The sequence below is a fragment of the Phenylobacterium sp. genome, assembly GCF_036495085.1.
In the GTDB taxonomy this organism is placed as follows: domain Bacteria; phylum Pseudomonadota; class Alphaproteobacteria; order Caulobacterales; family Caulobacteraceae; genus Phenylobacterium.
Genome location: NZ_DASXNL010000147.1, coordinates 51,721 through 75,432 on the forward strand (window position 1 = coordinate 51,721; position 23,712 = coordinate 75,432).

Here is a 23,712-nt window from a genome sequence, read left to right on the forward strand (position 1 = left end):
TGGGCCTAGATACAGCTTCATACATGGCTGAAACGTCTCCCAAGCCCGTCGATGACCTCACTGAAGCCCAGGCGCTGCAGGAACTGACGACGCTCGCCGACGAGATCGCCGCGCACGACATCCGATATCACCAGCAGGATGCGCCGACGATTTCGGACGCCGAGTACGACGCCCTCAAGCGTCGCAACAGCGAGCTCGAAACTCGCTTCCCTCACCTGGTCCGGGAAAATTCCCCGAGCCAGCGGGTGGGCGCCGCGCGCGCGGAACAGTTCGCCCCCGTCGAGCATGGCGTGCCGATGCTCAGCCTCGATAATGCTTTCTCGGACGAGGACGCCGCCGAGTTCGACGCCCGCGTCCGCCGCTTCCTGCGGCTGGGCGAGGAGCCGGTGGCCTATACCGTCGAGCCCAAGATCGACGGCCTCTCGGCCTCGCTCCGCTACGAAAAGGGGGTGCTGGTCCAAGGCGCCACGCGCGGAGATGGGCGGGTCGGGGAGGACGTCACCGAAAACCTGCGCACTCTCTCGGAGATCCCCAAGCGGCTGGGCGGCTCGGGCTGGCCCGATGTCATCGAGGTGCGCGGCGAAGTCTACCTCGGCCACGACGAGTTCACGGCCATGAATGCAGCGGCGGAGATCGCCGGGCAGCGCACCTACGCAAACCCCCGCAACGCTGCGGCAGGATCGCTCCGCCAGATCGACCCGAGGATCACCGCCGCGCGCCCCTTGCGCTTCTTCGCCTATGCCTGGGGCCTGCTTAGCGGACCGTTCGCCCAGACCCAGTGGGATGCCCTGCAGGCGCTGAAGGCGTGGGGGTTCAAGACCACCCCCCAGTCGCGCCGAGTGGAAGGCCTTGGGGGCCTGTTGGAAGCCTACAGCGCCATGGAGACGGAGAGACCGAAACTCGCGTTCGACATCGACGGGGTGGTCTACAAGGTCGACCGCCTGGACTGGCAGCAACGATTGGGTTTTGTCTCCCGCGCCCCACGCTGGGGGGTCGCGCGCAAGTTCCCGGCGGAGCAGGCGCGCACTGTCCTGGAGGCCATCGACGTCCAGGTCGGTCGCACAGGCGCGATCACGCCGGTCGCACGCCTGAAGCCTGTCACCGTCGGCGGCGTGGTTGTCGTCAACGCCACTTTGCACAACGCCGACGAGATCGCCCGCCTGGACATACGCATCGGCGACACCGTGATCCTGCAGCGCGCCGGCGACGTGATCCCGCAGATCGTCAGTGTGGTCACCGACGAGACGCGGGGGCCCGAGCACTACGCGTTCCCCACCCACTGCCCGTGTCCGCTTCACACCGAGATCATGCGCGAGACCACCGCGTCCGGCGCCGAAACCGTAGTTCGCCGCTGCTCGGGGGAGTTCGCCTGTCCGTTCCAGAAGCTCGCGCATCTTCGGCACTTCGTCTCGCGCCGCGCCTTCGACATTGAGGGTCTTGGCGAAAAGCAGCTCACCCTCTTCACCGAACGCGGCTGGATCGCGACGCCGGCGGACATCTTCCGCCTGAAGGACAAACGCGGCGAGTTGCTCGAGACAGATCGCTTCGGCGAAACGAGCGTCGGCAATCTGCTCGACAACATCGAGGCCAGGCGGACCATACCGCTCGACCGGTTCATCTACGGCTTGGGCATCCGACACATCGGCGAGACCACCGCCACCGTCATGGCTCGCGGGTATGGAACCGCGCGCGAGTTCCTTTCGGCCATGGACAAGGTCGCCGACCGAGACCCTTCCGCCATCGACGAACTGGACGCGCTGGACCAAATCGGTGAGGCGGTGATCGAGGCCGCAGCGGCCTATTTCGCCGAGGACCACAATCGTCGCCTCGTGCAGGATCTCTACGACCAACTGACTGTTCAGGACGCCGAGCAGCCCAAGCAGGACACTGCGGTGGCCGGCAAGACCGTGGTCTTCACCGGCGCGCTGGAGAAACTGACCCGCGACGAAGCCAAGGCCCAGGCGGAGCGGCTGGGCGCCAAGGTCTCGGGCTCCGTCTCGAAGAAGACCGACCTTGTGGTCGCAGGGCCAGGCGCGGGCTCCAAGCTGAAGACCGCCGCCGAACTGGGTATCCAGGTCCTCACCGAGGACGAGTGGCTGGCGCTGGTGGGGGCGTGAGACTTCCTGTGTCAGCCAGCCTCGGCGCCGGCAGTGATGAAGCGTTTTGCGCCGGGGTGTTTTTGCGGGTCATAGGCTTGGCGGTCGGTCCGCCAGCTGGTCATCGACCTGCGCTGGTGGTCCTTGCACGAGCTCGTGGCTTGCGAAGACACCGTCTATCCGGCGGGACTGGCGCAGCGTCTGCCCGACGTGATCGCCGGTCGTCATCCGCCCGAGCCACTCGCGATCCCCTGGGGCTAAGGATCAAACTCTTGGCGGTGGCATTTGCCGGGCGCAAACTCCCGCCAAACATCCGGGAGGTTCAAGGATGGCGTACGCCCAGGACCGCGTGATCAACGACGCCGACAGCCATATCATGGAGAGCCTCGACTGGTTGCCGTCCTACGCGGACCCGTCGATCCGCGATCGCCTGATCAGCATGCGGCTGGAGGCCGGCGGCGCCGGCGCCGCAAAGGCCATCGAAAAGGCGCTCGCGCGGCAGAACGACGCCCAGGCCACCGCCGAGATTGCGGTCAATGTCGTGGAAGGCCCCAAGGGTTGGGCAGCTTTCGGGGCGATGAACCCGAGCGAGCGGACCAAGGCGTTGGATGACCTCGGGTTTTCCCGGCAGCTGGTGTTCACAACCTTCGCAGGCTCCCAGTTCATGCCCTCCGAGGACATGGAGGTGAAATACGGTGGCGCGCGGGCCCTGAACCGCGGGATCGCCGAATTCTGCGCGGGCGATCGGCGGCTGATCGGCGTGGGGGTCGTCCCGCTGGATGATCCGGATCGCGCGCTCGCCGAGGTCGATGAAGCGATCAAAGCCGGCTGTGGCGCGATCTGGGTCCCGGCTGCGCCGGCGGGTGAGCGCTCTCCCGGCCACCCCGCCCTCGATCCCGTGTGGCGTCGGCTCGCCGAGAGCGGCACGCCCTTCATGCTGCACGTGGGCGCCTCCGCCCCCTCGCTGCAGCCAGCCTATCACAAGAACGGCCATCCCCGGCCGAAGGATTGGCTGGGCGGGGGAGAGAACCTGCGCGCCAAGGACTTCTTCGCGCTCTCCTTCGCGCCCCAGAACTTCCTTTGCTCGCTCGCGCTCGACGGAGTCTTCGATCGCTTCCCGCACCTGCGTGGCGGCGTGATCGAGCTGGGCGCGGGCTGGGTGCCTGACTTCCTCCGCCGCCTCGATGGCGCGTGGAAAGGCTGGCGCAAGACCGATCCGGTGATCGCGGGGCTATCGGTTCCACCCTCGGAGTTCATCCGGCGCGCGGTGCGCTTTACGCCCTTCGCCACTGAGAACGCCGGAACCATCATCCGCGAGGGCGGCGAGGAACTCTTCCTGTTCTCTTCCGACTTCCCGCACCCGGAAGGCACGAAGAATCCGATCCAACGGTTCGAATCAGGCTTCGAGGGCTTCAGCGAAGACGTGAAGGACCGGTTCTACCGGCGGAATTTCGAAGACATGTTCTTAGCCACCTAGACGGGACGTTGCGAAGCTTCACACTGGCGTCACTTGCCTGTGCCGGAGATGCTGAATGTTCGCTGCTCTCGCCGCCGCTGCCGCTGTGGCGCTTTCTCCCGGCTGTGATCTTGAGCATCCCTCGGACAAGCCGGGCTGCACACGCGTGGCTGTTGACGCCCTGAAAATGAACCAGCTGCAGGCCATGGGCACTCACAACAGTTACAAGATGGCCATTGCGCCCCTGGAAATGGCCAACGTCCGCGCCCGCAACCCCAAGGCCGCCGACACACTTGACTACAGCCATATCCCGCTGACCGACCAACTGAACGACGGCGCGCGAGAGCTCGAACTCGACTTCGTCTACGACCCGCAGGGCGGCCGCTATTCGACGCCTCTCGGGCGCAAGATGGCGCCGGCGACCACGCCCTACGACCTCACCTCGATGGCCAAGCCGGGCATGAAGGTCCTGCATGTCCCCGACATCGACTATCGCTCGGTCTGCCCGCTGTTGGTCGACTGCTTCAAGGAGGTGCGCGCCTGGTCGAACGCCCACCCGGACCACGTGCCGATCCTGATCATCTTCAATCTCAAGCAGGACCAGCTGAAGGTGCCGGGGGCGGTGCAACTCTTGCCCTTCGACGCCGCGGCGATGGATGCCGTGGACGCCGAAATCCGCTCGGTCTTCAAGCCGGGTGAACTGATCACGCCGGATCAGGTGCAGGGCAAGCACAAGACGCTGCGCGAGGCCGTGATGGCCGGGGCCTGGCCGACACTGAAGGCGGCTCGCGGCAAAATCATGCTGGCGATGGACGAGAGCCCTGATGTGGTTTCGGTCTACCGCGGCGCTCGCAAGAGCCTGGAAGGCCGGATGATGTTCGTGAACATCGATGAGACCTCACCGGCCGCCGGCTACATCACGCTGAATGAACCAATAAAGGAGAACGCCCGCATCCAGGCGGCAGTGAAAGCTGGGCTGATCGTTCGCACACGCGCCGACACCGACACCTGGGAGGCCCGCAGGAACGACACAGCGCCGCAGCGCGCGGCCTTCGCCTCGGGCGCCCAATACGTGTCGACCGACTACATGCATCCCGACGCGCGCTTCGGTCCCTACGAGGCGAGGCTCCCAGGTGGCGGCGTGGCTCGCGAAAACCCTGTGTCCGCCCAACCCTAGGACGGGACGGGGGCCGCGGGAGTTGGATGCCGGCCAGGCGGAGGAGGCGACCAGCTCGCAGCAAGGGACGCCGCCAGCCCTAGCTCTGCCGCCGCGGCGTCAGCGCCGGCGTCGGGCGCCGATGTGCCCCGCCGCCCCGGAGGCGATGGCTCCTGGGCCCATGCGCAGCCGGGCGCGATCAGGCCCGCGGCGAGGCCGGTAAGGATCGGTTTGCGCATCGTCTTCTCCTCGGCCCGATTTGGAGCCGAGGCAGCTCAATGCGCCGCCGGCAGTGAAGTTCTGGCGGTGCTAGGCCGACCCGGTGGACTCGCGCAATGCTCCCGCCCGGGAACGGGAACAGCAGATGGCCGAGTCCGCATCTCGAAAACCGTTGCGGTGGATCGCCAGGATGCCGCGAGCGCGGCCGCACCTGTTGGCCGCCATTGGGGTCGGGATCGTCGTCGGGATCGCCTTGCCGCTCGTGGGGCCAGGTATCGATCACCCGACTCGGCTGATCCTGTCTTGGGACGCGCTGGCGGTGACGTTCCTCGTCTCCATGCTGCTCGGCATGATCCAGCACAGCCCGACGGAGATTCGCGCCCGCGCCGTGCTTGACGACGAGGGCAAGGGTATAATCCTGGGGCTGGTGCTCATTGCTTCAGCCGCCAGCGTCTGGGCGGTCGGCGTCGAGCTGTCGTTCGCCAAGGACGCCCACGGACTTTTCAGGGTCGCGCGCATAGCGCTGGCTTTCGGCACAGTCCTGGCATCCTGGCTGATGGTGCAGATGATCTTCGCGCTGCACTACGCCCACGAGTACTACGGCGTCGATGAGGAAGACGGTGCGCGCGATGCGGGCGGCTTGGAATTCCCGGGGCATGAGGACCCCGACTATTGGGACTTCCTGCATTTTTCGATCGTCATCGGCGTGGCGTGCGCCACCGCCGACGTCAATTTCACCTCGAAGGGGCTGCGCCAACTCGGCACGGTCCACAGCCTCGTGGCGTTCGCCTTCAATACGGTGATCGTCGCCCTGACGATCAACCTGCTCGCCGGCCTGTTCTAGCTCTGGCCGCGGCGCAACGCTTCGCCACCGGAGCCCGGGGCCTTGCGCCCCCTCCGTCCGCTTCGCTGACACCTCCCCCATCCGCGCCGAGTGAGGGAGGAGCGCGAAGTGGCTAGTCGTTGACCCGCAGGTTCGTGGCTGAGGTCTTGCCGCTGCGACGGTCCGCCTCGAGGTCGTAGGCGACCTGCTGGCCCTCGTTCAGGCCCCGCAAACCCGCTTGCTCGACCGCCGAAATGTGCACGAACACGTCTTGGCCGCCGTCGTCGGGCTGGATGAAGCCGAAGCCCTTCGTCGGGTTGAACCACTTCACCGTGCCCGCGCCTGCGCCTGCCGGATCGCCCGCGGGCCGACCGCCGCCGCCGCCACCGCCGCCGCCGAAACCGCCGCTGCGCGGACGGTCAAAGCCGCCGCCGCCGCCCCGCGGACGGTCGAAGCCGCCGCCGCCACCGCCGCCGCCACGCGACGGAGCCGCGCCCTGGCCCGTCACAACGAGCTGGCCGGCCGAAAGCTTGCCGGACCGACGGTCCTGCTCGAGTTCGAAATTGACCAGATCGCCTTCGTTCAGGCCACGAAGGCCTGCCTGCTCGACCGCTGAGATGTGGACGAAGACGTCGCTTCCGCCGTCGTCCGGTTGGATGAAACCAAAGCCCTTAGCGGTATTGAACCACTTGACTGTGCCGCTCGCCATTCGCCTGACCTAACCGAGATAGAGTCTTGCGCCGGCAAAAACGCGGGCGCCCGGCCGCCGATTTTGGCGAGCCGTGAAGGCTATGTAGCGGGCGAAAAGCCATCAGGCCAGCCGCGCCGTGACATAAGCGCGCAATCGTCTTATTGGAGCGCCCCCACTTTTTCTCCCACCAAGGCGGGAAAACGCCCTTTGAACAGCATCTGTGTCTTTTGCGGCTCAGCTCCCGGCAACGACCCGGCGTTCCTGGAAGAGGCCATTGCGGCAGGCACACTGATCGCCAAGGCGGGCTTGAGGATGGTCTACGGCGGCGGGCGCGTCGGGTTGATGGGCGCGGTGGCCGACGCCGCGCTTGCCGCGGGGGGCAAGGTGACCGGCGTGATGCCCGCCGACCTGGTCAACCAGGAGATTGGTCACACCGGCCTTACCGAATTGCGTGTCGTCAACTCCATGCACGAGCGCAAATGGGCCATGGGCGAGCTTTCCGACGGCTTCCTGTGCCTGCCAGGCGGCCCCGGCACCTTCGAGGAGATCTTCGAGCAGTGGACCTGGGCGTTGCTGGGCTTCCACGCCAAGCCCTGCGGCTTCGTCAACGTCAGCGGCTACTACGATCCCCTGCGCGCGACGGTTCAGCAGATGGCCGACAAGGGCTTCCTCGCCCAGCGGTACGTCGACATGCTGATCTACGCCGACACCACCGCCGCGGCGATCGAGGCCTTCCGCGCCTATGTACCCCCGCCGCCCAAGTGGGGCGTGGCGCCGGTGGAGCAGCGCTATTAGGGCGCCAGGCGAGACGCGCCGAGGTTGGCTCCAGCGTGCCGCGACCGCCCATCTCGACACCGCCTCGCCATTCAGTCGCTGCCAGCCCTAAGAGCAATCGACCTTGAGGCGGCGGAGCCAATTTGCGAGACGCGGCTAGTCGCAAGACACTAGAATAGCGGCGCATGGGCGATTCCTGGGGCGCGCAAGAGTAATGGCCGGCTTTGCCGGCCGGAGAGTAGCGATGCGAGCCTGGAAGATGGCGGCCGCGATCTACGCCCTGGTTGGGCTCTGCGCCCTTTTGCTGATCGGGAATACGGAGCGGGGCGTGTTCGGCATGGGCCCCGAGCCCCTGTCGGACACCGTGAGCAGGGTGCTGGGCATGCCCTGGATTTTGGTGATGCCCTCGCCGGGCTCGGCGACCGAGGCGCTGATATGGGATGCAGCCTCCATGTCACTGAACGTGCTGGTGATCATCGGCCTGGGATGCCTGTGGCGCGCCCGGCGATGACATTGGCCGCGGCGTTCCGTCCACCGCCGCGCCACGAAATCGCCTTCGATTAACCCCCCATTACCCAACTTGCGGGCTAGTGACGCAGGGGCGCTCGCAAGGGTTGTGGGCGGACGAGCCGTCGTGAAGAAGCTCCGACGCCGTTTTTCTCCCGCTCGTAATGACCTGGAGCTTCTGTGCCCGCCGTACGTCCCGTTCCCAATTTCGACCCCGAGGACACGAGCCTCGATCCGCAGGACTGGCGCGAGATCCGCGCCCAGGGCCACCGCATGCTGGACGACATGTTCGACCACATGGCCGGCCTGCGTGATCAGCCGGTGTGGCGAAAGCCGACGCCCGAGGCCCGCGCCAGCTTCCGCGCGCCGCTGCCGATGCAAGCCGGCGACCTCGCCCAGGCCTATGAGATCTTCCGACGTGACGTCCTTCCCTACGGAAGCGGCAACACGCATCCGGGGTTCATGGGCTGGGTGCAGGGCGCAGGAACGCCGGTCGGCATGCTGGCCGAGATGCTGGCCGCCGGTATGAACGCCAACCTCGGCGGGCGCGACCACATGCCGATCGAAGTCGAGCGCCAAATCCTGAGCTGGGTCCGTCGGATATTCGGCTTCCCGCAGGACGCCAGCGGCCTCTTCGTCTCGGGCGCCTCGCAGGCCAACTTCCTGGCGGTGCTCGTCGCCCGTGCGCGCGCGCTTGGACTCGGCGTCCGGCGCAACGGCGTGAGCGCGGCGGGTGTCCAGCTCACGGCATATGCTTCCAAAGGCGTGCACGGCTGCCTCCCGCGGTCCCTGGACATGGCCGGGCTCGGGGCGGACAGCCTGCGACTGATCGAGGTGGACGCCGAGCACCGCATGGATCTGAAGGCGCTCAGCGCCGCCATAGCGAGGGATCGCAGCCTCGGCCTGACCCCCTTCATGATCATCGGCACCGCCGGCACGGTCGACGTTGGCGCCATCGATGATCTGAACGGCCTGGCCGACATCGCCGCTGCCGAAGGCGTCAGCTTCCATGTGGACGGGGCGCTTGGGGCCTTGGCGGTTCTCTCGCCAGAACTGGCGGCGCGGGTCGCGGGCCTCGAGCGTTGTGACAGCCTGGCCTTCGACTTCCACAAGTGGGGCCATGTCCCCTACGACGCCGGCTATCTGCTGGTGCGAGATGCGGAGCTCCACCACGCGACCTTTGCCAATCCCGCCGTCTACCTGGCCCGCGCCGAGCGAGGCATCGCTGCCGGAGACTGGTGGCCCTGCGACTACGGCTCGGACCTGTCGCGCGGGTTTCGGGCGCTAAAGACCTGGTTCACGCTGCAGACCTATGGCCTCGCGGCCTTGGGCGACTCGATGGCCGCCAACTGCGCGCTGGCGCGGGCGCTGGCGGCGCGGGTCGAATCCGAACCCGAGCTGGAGCTGCTGGCTCCGGTGGCGCTGAACATCGTCTGCTTCCGCTACCGGCGCGGCGTCTCCGACGCCTTGACCGCCCAGATCGTCTCAGACCTGCAAGAAGCCGGTGAGGTTGCCCCCTCCCTGACCATAGTCAACGGTCAGAAGGCCATTCGTGCCGCGATCATCAACCACCGCACGCGCCCGGAAGACATTGAATTGCTTGTGGATTCTGTCATCGAGTCCGGGCGCCGCGCGCTGCAGTCCCTTGCTGCGGAACCTGCTCGATGAGCGCCGTCCAGGACTTGGCGCCCCCCTCCGTCGCGGGGCGCTCCGACGTCATCATCGGCCTAGCCGCGATCCTGCGTGCCGCCTACGAGGGGGAGGATCTACAGGAGCTTTGGGCCAAACTTCTCGAACGGATCAACGCCGACCCGCATGATGCGGCGGCCTTGATGGACATGTCGATCATCGCCCAGGCCGCTGGCGATCGCGATCAAGGCCTGAAGCTGCAGGCGGCCGCCCTCGAGATCAGCGGCGTCTATCGCCGGCCGCACGGTCGCGGAACCGGACCGAAGGTGACGGCCTTCGTCACTCTTGGCGACTTCATGGCCAATACGCCCATCGACTTTCTGCTGGCCGGCTCGGACATCGAGCTGAGCCTTTGTTTCGTGGATGGCGGGACGTCGGACCTTGGCCATGCGCCGGACTACGACGTGGCGTTCCTGGCGGTGGGAGAGTCTCCCGAGAATCGACCGGTGCTGGAAAACTGCGAGAAGCTCCTGGCGGGCCGTCGTGTGCTCAATGGCGCGGCGCTGCGCATCGCCGGTCTCACCCGCGATGGGGTAGGTGCGCGCCTCGCCGATGAGCCGTCGCTCCTTGCGCCGATGGCGGTGCGGGTCGAGCGCGAAGACCTGATCCGGCTGTCTGCGGGCGTGCGCCAGCCGTCGGACCTTCTGGCGAACGCAGCATGGCCCCTTATCGCGCGCCCGATCGGATCCCACGCAGGCCAGGGTATGGAAAAGCTCGACGGCCCTGAGGCGGCGGCGGCCTATCTCGCGGGTCGCTCCGAGTCGGAATTCTACGTCTCACCGTTCGTGGACTACTCTGGCCCGGACGGCCTCTTTCGCAAGCAGCGCATCGCCTTTATCGGCGGGCGGGCCTTCCCCAGCCACTACGCGGTGTCGTCGCATTGGATGGTTCACTACCTCAGCGCCGAGATGGCCGAACGCCCCGAGCGGCGCGCCGAGGAAGCCGCCTGGATGGCCGACTTCGACCACGATTTCGCAGCCCGCCACGCCAAGGCGTTCGCAGCCCTTCACCAGCGGTTTGGCCTCGACTATTTCGGGATCGACTGCGCCGAACTGCCCGACGGCCGGCTGCTGGTCTTCGAGGCGGACGTGGCGATGATTGTCCACGACCTCGATCCGGTGGAGCTGTTTCCCTACAAAAAGCCCGCCATGGCGCGGCTGTTCGCAGCTTTCCAGGCCATGTTGGCGTCTGCCGCCCAGGACGCTGCCTGAGGCCCGTTATCAAGGACCCTCGGCGCGCGCCGAGGGTCCAAAGGTTTCTGCAAAAAGAGTCTAGTTGTGACGGTCCATCCGCACCTGATCCGACAGACGGTCGAGGCGCGCTTGCAACATCGACTGGTCGCGCTCGCTCAGGCGACCATCGCGGCTGCGGTACTGCGCCTCGCGACGGATGTCGTTGAGCGCATCCATGGCGTCGCGGCTTTCATGGCGGCTTAGGCTGCCGTCGCTCCGGCCTCGCTGGATGCGGTCTTCGATGCGATTGATCTGGGTATTGATGTCCCAGGTGTTGTCGCGGCTGTCGTAGGAGGCGTGGCGGCCGTAGGCGCCGCCTGCGTTGGCGACCCACACGCCACGGCTGTCGTAATAGCCGTTGGGCTGGCCGTCGACCCAAGCGCCGGTGCGGTCGTAGTAACCGTAGGCCACCGCGTGATCGACGTTGTTGGCGTGCCAGCGGCCGCCGTTGTCGTAGTAGCCGTAGGCGTGGGTGCAGTCGCGAGGCCCGCGGGAAAGCTGGTTGCCCACGACCGCCCCTCCGAGGCCGCCGATCACCGCGCCCGCGCCCTTCTCGCCGTGACCGGCGACAGCGCTGCCGAGCAGTGCGCCCGCGACAGCGCCCACGGCCGTGCCGGCCGCACGATTGGCGCTGCGCTGCTCGCAGGTTTCCTGGGCCATGGCCAGGGATGGTATGAGGACCGCCGCGGCAATGCCGGCGGCGAGAAGATGTTTGCGCATGAACGAAGCTCCTGGGCGTGGGACGACTGTTTCCCCACCGTAGCGCTTCAAAGTGAGCTTACAGTAAAGGTTCCGAACCCGGCCGCCTGCGCGTTAGGCTGGGACAGATTTCAGGAGATCGCGATGCGTGGGATTCGTGGACTTTTCGCGGGGGCGATCGGAGGATTTTTCGCCGGGCTCGCTGCCTCGACGGCCATCGCCGCGCCGGAATTCCAGCCGCACGACTTTGAAGTCAAGAACTACCATTTCCGGTCCGGCGAGACCCTCCCGGAGCTGAAGCTGCACTACTATACGCTTGGCCAGCCCAGGCGCGACGCCGCCGGCCACATCGTCAATGCCGTGCTGATCCTGCATGGCACGGGAGGCTCCGGTCGTCAGTTCACGGCGCCCCAATTCGCCGACGTTCTGTTCGCCCCGGGCGGACTGCTGGACCCGGCCAAGTACTTCCTGATCATGCCCGACGACATCGGGCACGGCGGCTCCTCCAAGCCCTCCAACGGGCTGAAGATGCATTTTCCGCACTACGACTACGCCGACATGGTGGAAGCCGAGCACGCCGTCGTCGCCCAGGCCCTGGGCGTCGAGCAGCTACGCCTGGTTATGGGCACCTCGATGGGCTGCATGCACAGCTTCATGTACGCTGAGATGTACCCGGACGGCGCAAGGGCGGTGATGCCGCTCGCCTGCCAGTCGGTGGCGCTGGCGGGCCGCAATCGGCTGTGGCGCAAGATGGCCATCGACTCGATCGAAAGCGATCCGGCTTGGCAGGGTGGCGACTATGCCTCAGAGCCGATGGAGGGGCTGCGCGGAGCCGAGAACCTGCTGATGCTGGCGGGCGGCTCGCCCTGGCCGATGCAGATCGCCATGCCCAGGGGCTCGCAGGTGGATGCTTGGTACAAGGACGAGTTGCCAAAGCGGGTGGCCGGCCTGGACGCAAACGACCTGATCTACCAGCTGGAGGCCTCGCGGACCTATGATCCGTCGCCGGACCTGGAGAAGATCAAGGCGCCGCTCACCTGGGTCAATTCCGGCGACGACTTCATCAACCCGCCCGAACTCGGCCTTGCCCAGCAAGAGGTCAAGCGTATCAGGCAGGGCCGTTTCGTCCTAATCCCCGCCGGCCCCGACACCCACGGCCATGGCACTCACACCTGGGCTACGTTCTGGGGCAAGGACCTGGCGGACCTGCTCAGTCGCTCCGGGGGGTAGGGCGATCAGGGCGGCCCGGTGAACCGGACCGCCCCGTTCGACGCCCGTCTACAACGCACGGCCTACTGGAAGCGCACTCTCAGCGTCGCGCCGTAAAACCGCGGCGCGCCGGGGAAGTAGTAGTAGTTGTTCTGCCCGGGGTTCAGCGCCGGGGGGGTAGAGAAGGTCTGCAGCACGCCGTCGAACGCCGTCTGCTTGTAGAACTGGTTGAACAGGTTGGTGCCCCAGATGCTGAACTCCAGGTGGTTGTCGTGGGTCGAGACGCCGATCGAGCCGTTCACCAGGGCAAAGCCCGGTTGCGTCTTCACCGGATCTTCGTCGGAGCCGATCTGGTAGCTGGACGTGTACTTAGCGTCGAGGTTGAGGAAGCCGTCCCAGGCCTCCGTCACCGGATGCCGGTATGAGCCCCCCATCGTCACCGACCATAGCGGCGCATAGGTCAACCGGCTGCCGGGGAGGAGGAACAGGTTCGAGCCCGGGGCTTGCAGGACCGCCTTGTTTTCCGCGCTCGGCGGATAGACCGTCTCTGCGTAGGTGACCCCGCCGTTCAGGGTCAGTTCGGGGGTGGCGGCGAAATAGCCTTCAAGTTCCGCACCGGCGGTCGTCGCCTCGGGGATTGTGAACTCCACGAACTGCGTGCCGGTGAAGGCGTTCAGTTGGTGGTTCTTGTAGTCCTGGTAGAAGATCGCCGCGTTCAACGACAGCCGGCGGTCCAGCCACTGGGTCTTGGCCCCGATCTCATAGGCGTCGACGTTTTCGGCTGGGAACGAAGTGTCGGTCGCCGGGGCGAGCGAGGTGTTGGGGGCGCCGTTCGGGCCGAAGGGCAGGGTGGTCTCGGCCAGGTTGAAGCCGCCGACCAGATTGCCGCGCGAGTAGGAGGCGTAGGTCATCGCCTCGTCGCTGAACCTGTACTGCAGCTTGACCGTGCCGGTGAGCGCCTCTTCGTCGAGCGACTGGTGGTTGTTGATGCCTTTGAACGCCGGGTTCACGAGGCATGCCGTGCCGAAGGTCGACTTCGGGAACAGCACATAGTCCGAGAATGGGATCGGTGTTGGGCTGCCGGTCGCCGCCTGCAGCACGTTGGCGCACAGGTTGGCGGTGTCGTTGTTGTCGTGGAACGACTCCAGGTCTTTGTGTTCCCAGGTGTAGCGAAGGCCGCCGATCACCGAGAAGGCGTCGGTCAGCTTATATTCCTCCTGGGTGTAGATCGCCTCGGAGTGCTCACGCTGGTGGTAGGTGTCGATGACGCCCTCGCCGACCGGGAAGCCGTTGGCGGGGAGCAGTCCGGCGCTCAGCACCGCAAGATAGGGCCCGAGCGCCGGGCCATTCTGCAGGAAGTTGCCGGTGTCCAACCGCTCGTTCGAATAGAAGAAGCCTACCTGCCAGTTCAGCCTTGGAGTTGCGCCGCTGTACTGGAACTCCTGCGAGAACTGACGGAAATCCGTGAAATTCTGCTGCGGATCAGAGAAAATGATAGGCGCCAGGGTGGAGTCGGTGTCGCCGGCGACGTTCTCCTTGGAGTCGCGCCAGGCGGTGATCGATGTCAGCGTCGCGTTGTTGAGCCATGGCGTCTTCCAGTGCGCCGTGGCCTCGATCCCCTGGTCGGTGATCAGGTCCTGCGTCGAGGTGTTTAGCCAGGCCGTGTTGTTCTGCGGATCGACCGGATTGGGCAAGGTGCCGGGGAACACCAGGTTCTGCACCGTCGCCGGGGAGCCGTTGTGGAAGTCGAGCGCCACGCAGCAGTGATCGCGCCGCTGGCTGTAGTCGGCGATGAAGTTCACATCGAGGTCTTCAGTGATATTGAAAAGCAGCTGGTCACGTGTCGTGAACAGGTGCTCGTCGTTCTGCCGCGGAATGGTCGTGTCGGGGTTCTGCATGACATCGACGAAGCCATCGCGCTCGCGGGCGGCCACATAGAGGCGGATCGCCACCTTGTCGGCGACGATGGGCCCGGTGACGGACACCGAGCCGCCGTAGCCGTTATAGTTCTGCACCGTGACTTCGCCCTCGGCGCCGAAGGTGAAGCTGGGCCTTTTGGTGGTGATCTGGATCACGCCGGCGATGGTGTTTTTCCCGAATAGCGTGCCCTGCGGCCCCTTCAGGATCTGGATGTTGTCCAGTTCGCCGAGGTCGTTGAACGAGACGCCGTTGCGTGGGCGGTAGACCCCATCAATGTAGAGCCCGACCGCGTCCTCGAGGCCCGGGTTGTCGGCGACGTTGCCTACCCCACGGATGCGGGCGATGGTCGTGCCTTCGCTGGCGTTGGTGGTCGAGGTCAGGCCCGGCGTCAGGGTGACCAGGTCGCTGACCGAGTTGACCCTGTTCGCCTCCAGCTTCGAGCCACTCAGCACAGTGACCACCACCGGCACGTCTTGCAGCCGCTGCTCGCGTTTCTGCGCGGTGACCACCAACTCGCTGACCGCCGTCGAGGCCGCGGCCGCGCCATTCTGGCCCGGCGCCTGGGCCCAGGCCGAGCCGGCAGCACAGCTCAGCGCCAGAGCCGAGGCGGCTCCGAAGATGTTCTTGGATTGCAGCATGTGACCCAGGTCTCCCTCTGTCCGCGCGGGCCGCTCTGGGGGCGGCCTCCGCGGGCGTGACAGCGGTCCGGCCGGGGACCTCTGGTGATCCAGAAGAAAGGTTCCGGCCCCCGCCAGTGGGACCAAGGCAACGCTGGAATGTGGCGAGCGTCAGGCCGGTCTGCGACGCAACTGAAATGTACGTCTGTCAATCGCCGACTGCGGCAATGTGGCAACACCCTGTTGCGGCTAGGCTATGCCGCACCTCGCATGATCAGCGCACGTAGCTGGCGCCATTGATGTCGAGGACTGCGCCTGTCATCGAGGCTGGCGCCTCCAGCGCAAGGTATGCGACGGTGTTGGCGACTTCCCCGGGCGAGGCGACGCGGCCGAGCGGGATGTCGGCCAGCAATTTGTCTCCGCCGCGGCTTGCCAGATAGTCATCGGCCATGCCGGTCATGGTGAAGCCCGGGCAAACCGCGAAGGCCAGGATGTCCTCGGCCGCATAGCCGCGGGCGATCGATTTGGTCATCGCCACCATTCCGGCCTTCGAGGCCGCATAGTGCCAGTGGGACGGGGAGTCCCCTCGGTAGGCGGCCCGGCTCGCCACGTTGACGATCCGTCCCGGAACGCCCCGCTCGCGCCAGTGCAGCACAGCGCGCCGGCAAAGGTCGGCCGAGGCCTGCAGGTTGATCCGCATCGTGCGCGCCCACGCCGCCTCCCACTCGCTCGCCGGCGCCTCGATGGCGATAGGTTCGAACACCCCGGCGTTGTTCACCAGCACGTCGATGCGCCCGTCCAGCCGATCGAGCGCCCGATCCCACAGCTTGTCCGCGGCGCCCGCCTCGGCCAGGTCCGCGGCCAGCACCGCAGGCCCGTCGGCCCGCCCATGTCCCATCACCTGCGCCCCGCGCGCGGCGAGCAGATCAGCGACGGCGGCGCCGATGCCGCGGGTGGAGCCGGTGATGAGGATGTGGGGCCGCTCGGTCATGCCGCTCTCCTACGCCGCATCGGTCCGCCGAGGCCAGCGGCGCTAGGCTTCGTGGACGACCTCGCCACTCAAGAGTGTCGCTCGCACCCGCTCAGCGGAAGGCGCGTTCAGCACCGCGCGCAGCGGAGCGTCAAGCAGGCAGAGATCGGCTGCGGCGCCTGCTTCGATGCGGCGCGGTGGGCCGCCCGGATCGGTGCGATCCCCAAGATAAAGCGATAGCGCCACGGCGGGCGTCACCCTTTCACCGGCCCCGAGCGTCAGGCCGCCAAGACTTCGCCGATCGATGGCCGTTGCGATGCCCTGCCAGGGGTCGGCTGAGGCGTAAGGGGCGTCGGAGCCGGCGGCCACCGCGACGCCGGCCGCCAGCAGGCTTGCGCAGCGATAGAGATCGCCTTGCTCGGCCGCCTCGACCTCGGCGGCGTAACGCTCGCCACGCTCGTGGATGAAAGCGGGCTGCGTGACGACGGTCAGGCCAAGCGCGCGGATCGCCGAAATGGCGTCTTGTGGAATGACGCCGCCGTGCTCAACGCGGTCGCCGCGCCCCGCGCCCCCGGTTTCGAACGCCGCGAGCGTCAGGGCAAGTTCGGCGGCTGTGACGCAATGGACCGCGACGGCTCGCCCCCACCGGCGGGCTTGCCCAATCCGGGCGGTGAAGTCCTCCAGGTCAGGTAGGGCGTGCTCGTCCAGCAGAACTTTCAAAGGTCCAACGGTGAACGCGCCGTCTGCGGGCGCCTCAAGCAGGCCGCCGCTCATGAGCATCAGGCGCTGCGGCAGCTCGCCCGCACGCTGCGCATCGGCTAGCAGGCCTGCCGCCCCCGCGTCGGTCGTGACGCTGGCGTCAGTGAGCGCCGTGACCCCGAAGCTTGCGAGCCGGCGGCCGACCGGGGCCAGGGGCGGCGGCTCCGCGCCGATGCGCTGACGAAGCCAGACGTCGGCCCGCCAGATGCGGCCCGACGCACGCTCGACGCCCGGCGGATCATCGCCGCCGCCCAGCGAATCGAGCGCCAGCGAGTTCAAGATCCAGAGCGATCCGGTCTGATGTTGGACCCTCAGCCGGTGACGCGGCGCTAGCAGATCCAGTTCGCGGCGCGTCAGTTCGCCGGCCATGCTCTCGTGATAGCCCAGCACACGCACCCAGGCGCCTGCAGGCTGCCTCGCCACCGCCGCGCCGATCCGCCCGGCGAACGTCTCGGCCGTCCCGACACCCTCCAGCGTCACCGACTGTGCCCGCGCCGCCAGGCCAAGGAGGTGGATATGGTGGTCGGCGAGGCCCGGGATGAGGGCGCCGCCACGGCCATCCAGTTCCAGCCTGGCGGGTCCGAGGCGCGCGCCGACCTCGGCGACGCGGCCTCCCTCCAGGCGGACGTCCAGCCCGCCCCGGCCGGCCACCTCTACGTCGCGTATCGTCAGGCTCATGCCGCGCGCCGCAGGCCGCTCACCGACGCCGCGCCGGCCGCGGAGCCCGCGAGCGAGACGTCGACCAGCACCCCGCCGCCATCTGACAGGCCCTGCAACGCGCCGACGGCTGCAGCGAGGCCCGTGACCGGGTCGGCGAGGGCGTCACCGAGGAAGCGAGGCTCGCCGTTCGGGGTCCACTCGACCACGCCGCCGGCCGCCGCGGCGTCGTCGCCAAAGGCCACGCGGCGCGCGGCCTCGCCGGTCCAGCCGTAGCCGGTGACAGCCACCCAGACGAAGCCCGGGTTGGCAGCGAACACCTGGGCGAGGTCGAGGCCGAGCGAGACCAGGGCGCGGGGCCGGGCGCTGGTGATCAGCACATCTGCGTCCAGGATCAGGTCTCGCAGGCGGGCCTGGCCGTCCGGATCCGCAAGGTCGAGACCAAGGTCCGCCTTCGCCCCGTTCAACCGGCGAAAGAATTCGGGGCTTGAAATGCGGGTCGGGTCGGGCCGGCGCACACTCTCGACCTTGGATACCGACGCCCCTGAGGCGGCCAGGATCGCCCCGCACATCGGGCCTGCCCACAGGGCGGAGAGATCAACGACTCTCAACGCCGGCCCACGGGCCGTCCCGCCCGCGCCCAGGCGGATCAGCGGCGCTTGCGGGCTGTCGCGCATGATCTCACCGACTGCGGCCGCCGGCAGCCCGAGCAGGACGGCCCCATCGACCAGCGCCGCGCGGGTCTGGCCCCCGGCGTGTGCGGCGATCATCGCCCAGGGATCGGTCCCAGGGTCACAGCCGAGCCAGGCGGGGATGAGGTCGCAGTCCTCGTCGCGCGCAAGGTTCACAGCCATCCACCCGTCGGCGGCGCAGAACAGCCGGCAGGCGCGGTTCGGCGAGTGCAGCCCCGGTGGGTCCAGCGGCAGCAGCCCCGTACGGTCGCAGATGCCTAGAGCAGCGGCGTCAACTGGACGGCCAAACCGGGCGGTCAGCTCGGCGAGCTGCGCCCCCAGCTCCCTGAGCGCCGGCGCAATCGGGCTCACCAAGCCACCTCCTCGGCATCCACAAGCCCCCAGGCCAGCGCCGTCGAAAGGTCGATGTCAGCGCCTGAGATCGCCATGTAGGCCGTTCGCCGGCGGCCGATGCGCCGTGCGATGCTCGCCGTGCCGCCCGCGCCCGGGATCAGCCCCATCGAGACCTCAGGCAGACGGAAGAAACTTCCTCGCCTGGCCGTCACTCTTGCGGCCGCGGCGGGAACCTCGATTCCTGCGCCCACACACGCGCCGTGTAGCCGCGCGGTCATCCGCGCGCCGAGCTGGCCGACCAGGGCTGCAGGAGATCGCAGCGTGCGCACCAAATGCGCCCGACCGGCGTCGTCGGCCCTGCCGAACTCGTCAAGATCGCCGCCGGCGCTGAACGCTGGGCCAACAGCTCCCAGCTCCACGGCCGGCGCGTCGGGATGGGCGATGGCGAAGGCGAGAGCCTCGACCAGCTCGTCACGCATCCGCGCGTCGAAGGCGTTGCGCGCCGCCGGCCGATTGAGATGGATCTGCAAGATCGGGCCCTCGGCCTCGATCAGCACCCGCGGGCCGGCGTCCGGCGCCCGGTCCCGAGGCGGATTGGCCACGCGCCAGGTGCGGAAGCCCTCCGAGGCCAGCAGCATGGAGTAGGCGAGAGATTCCACGACCAGCGCCTGGTCGAACGAGACCTGCAGGGTCGTGCGCAGCACCTGCGCCGCCGCCGCCGCCGCCGCCGGCTGGGCCGCGACGCGAGCCGCCAGATCGGCCAAGTGGACGTCCAGTCGCTCCGGCCGGACGCCCACCCAAGGTCGTGGCGCGCTCGGCTCGGCGCTGAGCAGGATGTCGAAGGCCTCCAGCGGACCGGCCGGCAAGGGTCCGGCGCGATGCACGCCCAGTCGCACGACGCCTGGCGCGGCCCTCACCGCTTCTGGGCCGCCGCCCAGCTCGCTGACCATGATGCCCGCGCCGCCGAGCGCGATGAGGTCGTCGATGGGCGTATGAGCCTCTTGCCTGGCCGCCGGGAGTTCGACTCTCACCTGGCCCTCCCGCCGCCGAACGCTCAGACCGCGGCCATTTCGGCCCTCAACTGCCGGCGCAGCAGCTTTCCCGTGTCATTATAGGGCAGGGCGTCGCGGAACGCCCAGACTTCCGGCGTCCTGGTGGACCGCAGGCGGGCCTTCACCCAGGCCGCAAGCTCCTCGGCGGAGGGGGCGTCCGCACGCCGCACGACGGCGGCGGCGACCCGCTCGCCCCAATGGTCGTCAGGCACGCCCAGAACCGCGACGTCGGCGACACCGGGGTGTTCGCGCAACACGTCCTCGATCTCACCGGGCGAGATGTTCTCGCCGCCGCGCACGATTACGTCATCCAGCCGCCCCTCGACAAAGAGGTAGCCGTCCTCATCCAGCCAGCCGCCGTCGTTGGTGGCGAACCAGCCGTCGTCCTGGATCGCCTTCTTGTGGGTGTATTCGCCGGAAACCTGCTCGCCACGGACATAGATCTCGCCCGACTGGCCAGCCGGCAGCACCTCCCCGTCGGGGCCGCGGATCTCCAGTTCGACGCTTGGCAGCGGGCGGCCGACGGAGCCCAGGCGGCGGCGCACAGCCTCGTCGAGGGACGACATGGCGGCGCGATGGTCTTCCGGTCCCAACACGGCCACGCTGGAGCTTGTCTCGGTCAGGCCATAGGCGTTGACGAAGTCGACCTGCGGCAAGAGCCGCATCGCGCGTTCGATCACCGGCTGGGGCATCCGCCCGCCACCGTAGGACAAGGCCTTTAGGTGCGGCAGCGCCGTGCCGCGACGATCCAGCACGTCGAGGATCTGGCCCAACATGGTCGGCACCACCATGGCGTGGGTGATCCGCTCCGTTGCGGCTGTTTCCACCCAGGCCTCGGGCGAATAGGTTTCCAGGTGAACGATGCGCCGCCCAGCGTAGACGCCGGTCAGCACCGCTGACACGCCCGCGATGTGGTAGGGCGGCACGCTTACGAGCGCCGCCTCGTCCTCCTCGGATGCCAGGAACTCGACGGTGGAGATCACATAGGCCGCAAGGTTGCTGTGGCGCAGGATCGCGGCCTTCGGCTCGCCCGTGGTGCCGCTGGTGAACAGAAGGACCCCGATGTCCGGCTCGACGTGCGGCAGGTCGGGGTCATCGCCCTCCGTCTCGGCGCAGGCGGCTTCGAAGGCGCTGCGGGTCACGGCCGTCACGCCGGGGCACTCGCCTACGCGGCTGAGCATGTCGTCGTCGACGATCGCCACCGATGGCGCTGTCCGCGCCACCAGCTTGCGAAGGTCCGCGTCCGGCAGCCGATAGTTGAGCGGTGCAAAAGGCTTGCCCAGCAGGCCGGAGGCGAACACCGCCAGCGGTAGGGCAGGACTGTTCAGCCCCAGGAACGCCACGGTGTCGCCGCCGCGCTCCGCTAGCCACGCCGCGCCGCGCCGCGCGCGCCGTCGCGTCTCGGCGAAGGTCAGGCCGTCACTCAGGGTGCCAAGCGCGAGGCGGTCCGGCGCAGAGTCGGCCGCCATGTCGAGAAGCAGCGCCGTATGCATTGTGAATATCAGTCCGAGGCGGGGAGTTTCTTGGCCTCGGTCATCCCGATCGGCCGCCCGTCGATCGAGACCGAGCCGGCCCCGCCCTTGGAGCACAGCACCTCGAGCCCGCTCTCGGGATCGGCGTAGCGCTTGCCCACCTGGCTGCCGCCCGCGTGGTTGGCGGCGACTGAAGCGCCCTCCGGCCTGGCCCCGGCATGAGGGATCACCGGAAGGCCGCCACACTCGAGGCTGACGGCAGATTTCGGCGGGCGCACGACCACCAATTCCGTGTCGCACACCGCGCTCTTCCAGCGGGATCCCGGCTTCAAATCCATGCTCTCACTCTCGATTGCGCTTAACGACGCGCGGGGCGCCGCGACGACATTGTGCGTCATGGGCGGGCGGTCCGCAATTCGGGCTCGACTTACCCTACGTGCGCCCGGCAACATCCCGGTCTACCATAAGCCAGCGGAGAGCTCGCGACAGGGCGCGCCTCCAATGCGAGGACCCGGAAGATGCCTGAAGCGCTGATCATCGACGCCTGCCGCACGCCCCGCGGAATCGGCAAAGTCGGCAAGGGCGCGCTTGCCGATTTCCACCCGCAGCATCTGGGCGCGACCGTCCTTAAGGCGCTCGCCGATCGCAACGGCCTCAACACCGCCGAGGTGGACGACATCATCTGGGGCACCTCGTCGCAGCGCGGGAAGCAGGGCGGCGACCTCGGTCGCATGGCTGCTCTCGACGCCGGTTACGATATCCGCGCCAGCGGCGTGACCCTGGATCGCTACTGCGGCTCAGGCATCACCGCGGTGAACCTGGCCGCAGCCCAGATCATGTCGGGCATGGAAGACCTGGTGATCGGCGGCGGCACCGAGATGATGTCCTACACCGCCTCGAGCGCTCCGCCCCGCGATCCGAACGCCGGGGCGCCGCTGATGGACTCAGGCAACCTGTCGCTACGCGCCAAGCATCCTCAGTCGCACCAGGGTGTCTGCGCCGACGCCATCGCCACCCTGGAGGGAATTTCCCGCGAAGCCCTGGACGAGCTCGCAGTGGTCAGCCAGCAGCGCGCCGATGCCGCCATCCGCGGCGGCCACTTCGACAAGTCCCTGGTCCCGGTCTACCGGGAGGACGGCACCGTAGCGCTCGACCGCGAAGAGTTCCCCAGGCCGCAGACCACCCTGGAGGGCCTTGCCGCGCTGAAACCTTCGTTCGAAGCCATGGCCAATGTGCCCCTCGACGACAAGGGCACGACTTTCGCGGGCCTGATCAACCAGGTTTATCCCGACCTCAAGATCCAGCACTTTCACCATGCCGGGAATTCCTCCGGCGTCGTGGATGGGGCAGGCGCGGTGCTGCTCGCCTCGCGCGAATACGCCGACAAGCACGGCCTGAAGCCGCGCGCTCGGGTCGTGGCCATGGCCAACATGGGCGACAGCCCGACGCTGATGCTCAACGCCCCCGTGCCCGCCGCCCGCAAGGTGCTGCAAAAAGCCGGCCTGACGCTCGACGACATCGACCTCTTCGAAATCAACGAGGCCTTTTCGGTTGTCGCGGAGAAGTTCATCCGTGACCTGAAGCTCGACCGCGAGAAGGTCAATGTGAACGGTGGGGCGATGGCGCTCGGCCACCCGATCGGAGCCACTGGTGCGATCCTCATCGGCACGATGGTCGACGAACTCGAGCGGCGTGATCTGAAGCGCGGCCTAGTCACCATGTGCGCCGCAGGCGGGATGGCGCCGGCGATTATCATCGAACGCCTCTAGCGCAGGCGCGGTTCGGCCGGTAGGGGAAGCGCCAGACCGCGAAGGGACACCGGTGATCAAGACAGGCCCGCATCTGCGGCAGGCGCGCGAGGCGCTGGGTTGGAGTCCGTCGGAGTTCGCCCGGGCGCTGCGTCTGGCCGGGGACGAGAAGCAGGGCGCCAAGCGCGTCCTGGAGATGGAGGCCGGCCGGCGCGACATCTCCGGCCCGGTCACCGTGGCGGTCGAGTCCTTTTTGCGTGGCTTCTTGCCGAACGGTTTTCAGCGTGACGAGGAAACGGCCGGTCAAGTGGGGAAGGGCTAGGTCGCCTTCCGTTCCAGGCGCTTCAGGACCCAAACGCGCATGCGCCATCCGATCAGGAACATGCCCGCGAGCACGATGGGTGGGTAGAAGGGCGATCGGAAGGGCGCGTTCATCGTCAGGGCCAGAAAGAACGGGGCCGTCAAGGCCATCAACAGCAACTGAAACCAGCGCGACGAATTCGGAACTTCCGGCGGCACAAGCCTGGCTATCAGGGCGGCATAGCCCCAGATGCCGGCCATAGAGAGTCCGATCAGAGTGATCAGCGAAGCGTAAATCTGCATCCCGGCTCCGTCAGCGCGGCCGGGACCGATGTGAGTAATCCCCGGCACCAGCCCGACCAGCCCCAACATCACGAGCGTAAGGACGGTGAGCGGCGCATCGACCGTTGTGATCATGGCCATGAACCGCCGATGCGCCAGCCAGAAGATCGAGATGACCAGGAAGCTCAGCAGATAAGCGCTCAGCTGAGGGATCAGTCCCGACCAGAGTTCGGGCAGGGTCCGCCAATCGGCTGGTCCGTGGATATCCAGTGACAGCAAAGTCGCTGCGATCGCGAAGACGCCGTCCGACAGCATGATAAGCCGGTCGAACCAATGTCGGTGGCGCCGCCTTTCCAAGT

21 protein-coding genes and 1 pseudogene are annotated in these 23,712 nt (G+C 67.5%); 11 read left to right on the forward strand and 11 right to left on the reverse strand.

Annotated elements, in window-relative coordinates; translation table 11 throughout:
* Nucleotides 1-23: 23 nt before the first annotated feature.
* The 4 genes from ligA to VGI62_RS16880 all read left to right on the forward strand — a co-directional run bounded on the left by ligA (nt 24) and on the right by VGI62_RS16880 (nt 5,771).
* Nucleotides 24-2,117: an NAD-dependent DNA ligase LigA gene (gene ligA / locus VGI62_RS16865; RefSeq protein ID WP_331505690.1), complete on the forward strand. Its 2,094-nt coding sequence runs from the start codon at nt 24-26 to the stop codon at nt 2,115-2,117.
* 307 nt (nt 2,118-2,424) lie between these two features.
* Nucleotides 2,425-3,573 carry an amidohydrolase family protein gene (locus tag VGI62_RS16870; protein ID WP_331505691.1) on the forward strand — a complete coding sequence of 383 codons (1,149 nt, stop codon included), beginning with the start codon at nt 2,425-2,427 and terminating at the stop codon, nt 3,571-3,573.
* A 55-nt stretch (nt 3,574-3,628) separates the two neighbouring features.
* The gene (locus tag VGI62_RS16875) at nt 3,629-4,729 is read left to right on the forward strand and encodes a phosphatidylinositol-specific phospholipase C1-like protein (protein WP_331505692.1); all 1,101 of its coding nucleotides are present in this window, start codon (nt 3,629-3,631) and stop codon (nt 4,727-4,729) included.
* Nucleotides 4,730-5,117: 388 nt separating this feature from the next.
* Nucleotides 5,118-5,771 (forward strand): DUF1345 domain-containing protein, encoded by a 654-nt coding sequence (locus VGI62_RS16880; protein WP_331505693.1) that lies wholly within the window; start codon nt 5,118-5,120, stop codon nt 5,769-5,771.
* Nucleotides 5,772-5,883: 112 nt separating this feature from the next.
* Here VGI62_RS16880 and VGI62_RS16885 read toward each other — a convergent pair whose 3' ends face one another.
* Together VGI62_RS16885 and VGI62_RS16890 are read right to left on the reverse strand one after the other, a co-directional pair.
* Nucleotides 5,884-6,081 carry a cold-shock protein gene (locus tag VGI62_RS16885; protein ID WP_299538599.1) on the reverse strand — a complete coding sequence of 66 codons (198 nt, stop codon included), beginning with the start codon at nt 6,079-6,081 and terminating at the stop codon, nt 5,884-5,886.
* 180 nt (nt 6,082-6,261) lie between these two features.
* Nucleotides 6,262-6,459: pseudogene (locus tag VGI62_RS16890) on the reverse strand (cold-shock protein); the annotation flags it as partial.
* A gap of 189 nt (nt 6,460-6,648) precedes the next feature.
* Between VGI62_RS16890 and VGI62_RS16895 the strand changes: the two are divergent.
* The 4 genes from VGI62_RS16895 (at nt 6,649) to VGI62_RS16910 (ending at nt 10,622) form a co-directional block, all read left to right on the forward strand.
* Entirely contained in the window at nt 6,649-7,236 is a 588-nt protein-coding gene (locus VGI62_RS16895; RefSeq protein WP_331505694.1) for a TIGR00730 family Rossman fold protein, read from the forward strand.
* A 223-nt stretch (nt 7,237-7,459) separates the two neighbouring features.
* Entirely contained in the window at nt 7,460-7,726 is a 267-nt protein-coding gene (locus VGI62_RS16900; protein ID WP_331505695.1) for a hypothetical protein, read from the forward strand.
* 176 nt (nt 7,727-7,902) lie between these two features.
* Nucleotides 7,903-9,390, forward strand: coding sequence for a pyridoxal phosphate-dependent decarboxylase family protein (locus tag VGI62_RS16905; protein ID WP_331505696.1), 1,488 nt, complete (start codon nt 7,903-7,905; stop codon nt 9,388-9,390).
* Nucleotides 9,387-10,622, forward strand: a complete 1,236-nt coding sequence (locus VGI62_RS16910) for a hypothetical protein (protein WP_331505697.1) — start codon at nt 9,387-9,389, stop codon at nt 10,620-10,622. The genes VGI62_RS16905 and VGI62_RS16910 overlap by 4 nt, the downstream gene beginning before the upstream one ends.
* A gap of 60 nt (nt 10,623-10,682) precedes the next feature.
* On the opposite strand, the gene VGI62_RS16915 is transcribed toward VGI62_RS16910, so the two are convergent.
* Nucleotides 10,683-11,363, reverse strand: coding sequence for a glycine zipper 2TM domain-containing protein (locus VGI62_RS16915; protein ID WP_331505698.1), 681 nt, complete (start codon nt 11,361-11,363; stop codon nt 10,683-10,685).
* 123 nt (nt 11,364-11,486) lie between these two features.
* On the opposite strand from VGI62_RS16915, the gene VGI62_RS16920 reads away from it, so the two are divergent.
* On the forward strand, nt 11,487-12,572 hold the full coding sequence (locus tag VGI62_RS16920; protein WP_331505699.1) for an alpha/beta fold hydrolase: 1,086 nt from the start codon (nt 11,487-11,489) through the stop codon (nt 12,570-12,572).
* 62 nt (nt 12,573-12,634) lie between these two features.
* On the opposite strand, the gene VGI62_RS16925 is transcribed toward VGI62_RS16920, so the two are convergent.
* The 7 genes from VGI62_RS16925 to VGI62_RS16955 form a co-directional block, all read right to left on the reverse strand.
* Nucleotides 12,635-15,109, reverse strand: coding sequence for a TonB-dependent receptor (locus VGI62_RS16925; protein WP_331505700.1), 2,475 nt, complete (start codon nt 15,107-15,109; stop codon nt 12,635-12,637).
* A 253-nt stretch (nt 15,110-15,362) separates the two neighbouring features.
* Nucleotides 15,363-16,079 (reverse strand): SDR family oxidoreductase, encoded by a 717-nt coding sequence (locus VGI62_RS16930; RefSeq protein WP_331505701.1) that lies wholly within the window; start codon nt 16,077-16,079, stop codon nt 15,363-15,365.
* Between the two features lie 42 nt (nt 16,080-16,121).
* On the reverse strand, nt 16,122-17,495 hold the full coding sequence (locus tag VGI62_RS16935; RefSeq protein ID WP_331505702.1) for an amidohydrolase family protein: 1,374 nt from the start codon (nt 17,493-17,495) through the stop codon (nt 16,122-16,124).
* Nucleotides 17,492-18,517, reverse strand: coding sequence for a CoA transferase (locus tag VGI62_RS16940; RefSeq protein ID WP_331505703.1), 1,026 nt, complete (start codon nt 18,515-18,517; stop codon nt 17,492-17,494). The genes VGI62_RS16935 and VGI62_RS16940 overlap by 4 nt, the downstream gene beginning before the upstream one ends.
* Complete coding sequence (locus VGI62_RS16945) at nt 18,514-19,530, reverse strand: enoyl-CoA hydratase/isomerase family protein (protein WP_331505704.1); 1,017 nt, start codon at nt 19,528-19,530, stop codon at nt 18,514-18,516. Before VGI62_RS16945 ends, VGI62_RS16940 begins: the two co-directional genes overlap by 4 nt.
* A gap of 23 nt (nt 19,531-19,553) precedes the next feature.
* Nucleotides 19,554-21,044, reverse strand: coding sequence for a fatty acid--CoA ligase family protein (locus VGI62_RS16950; RefSeq protein WP_331505705.1), 1,491 nt, complete (start codon nt 21,042-21,044; stop codon nt 19,554-19,556).
* A gap of 8 nt (nt 21,045-21,052) precedes the next feature.
* Nucleotides 21,053-21,361 carry a hypothetical protein gene (locus tag VGI62_RS16955; protein WP_331505706.1) on the reverse strand — a complete coding sequence of 103 codons (309 nt, stop codon included), beginning with the start codon at nt 21,359-21,361 and terminating at the stop codon, nt 21,053-21,055.
* 180 nt (nt 21,362-21,541) lie between these two features.
* Here VGI62_RS16955 and VGI62_RS16960 point away from each other — a divergent pair, with 180 nt between their 5' ends.
* Nucleotides 21,542-22,792: an acetyl-CoA C-acetyltransferase gene (locus VGI62_RS16960; RefSeq protein ID WP_331505707.1), complete on the forward strand. Its 1,251-nt coding sequence runs from the start codon at nt 21,542-21,544 to the stop codon at nt 22,790-22,792.
* A 52-nt stretch (nt 22,793-22,844) separates the two neighbouring features.
* Nucleotides 22,845-23,093 carry a helix-turn-helix transcriptional regulator gene (locus VGI62_RS16965; RefSeq protein ID WP_331505708.1) on the forward strand — a complete coding sequence of 83 codons (249 nt, stop codon included), beginning with the start codon at nt 22,845-22,847 and terminating at the stop codon, nt 23,091-23,093.
* On the opposite strand, the gene VGI62_RS16970 is transcribed toward VGI62_RS16965, so the two are convergent.
* The coding region (locus tag VGI62_RS16970; RefSeq protein ID WP_331505709.1) for a TMEM175 family protein at nt 23,090-23,712 on the reverse strand (623 nt) is incomplete at its 5' end. The genes VGI62_RS16965 and VGI62_RS16970 overlap by 4 nt on opposite strands.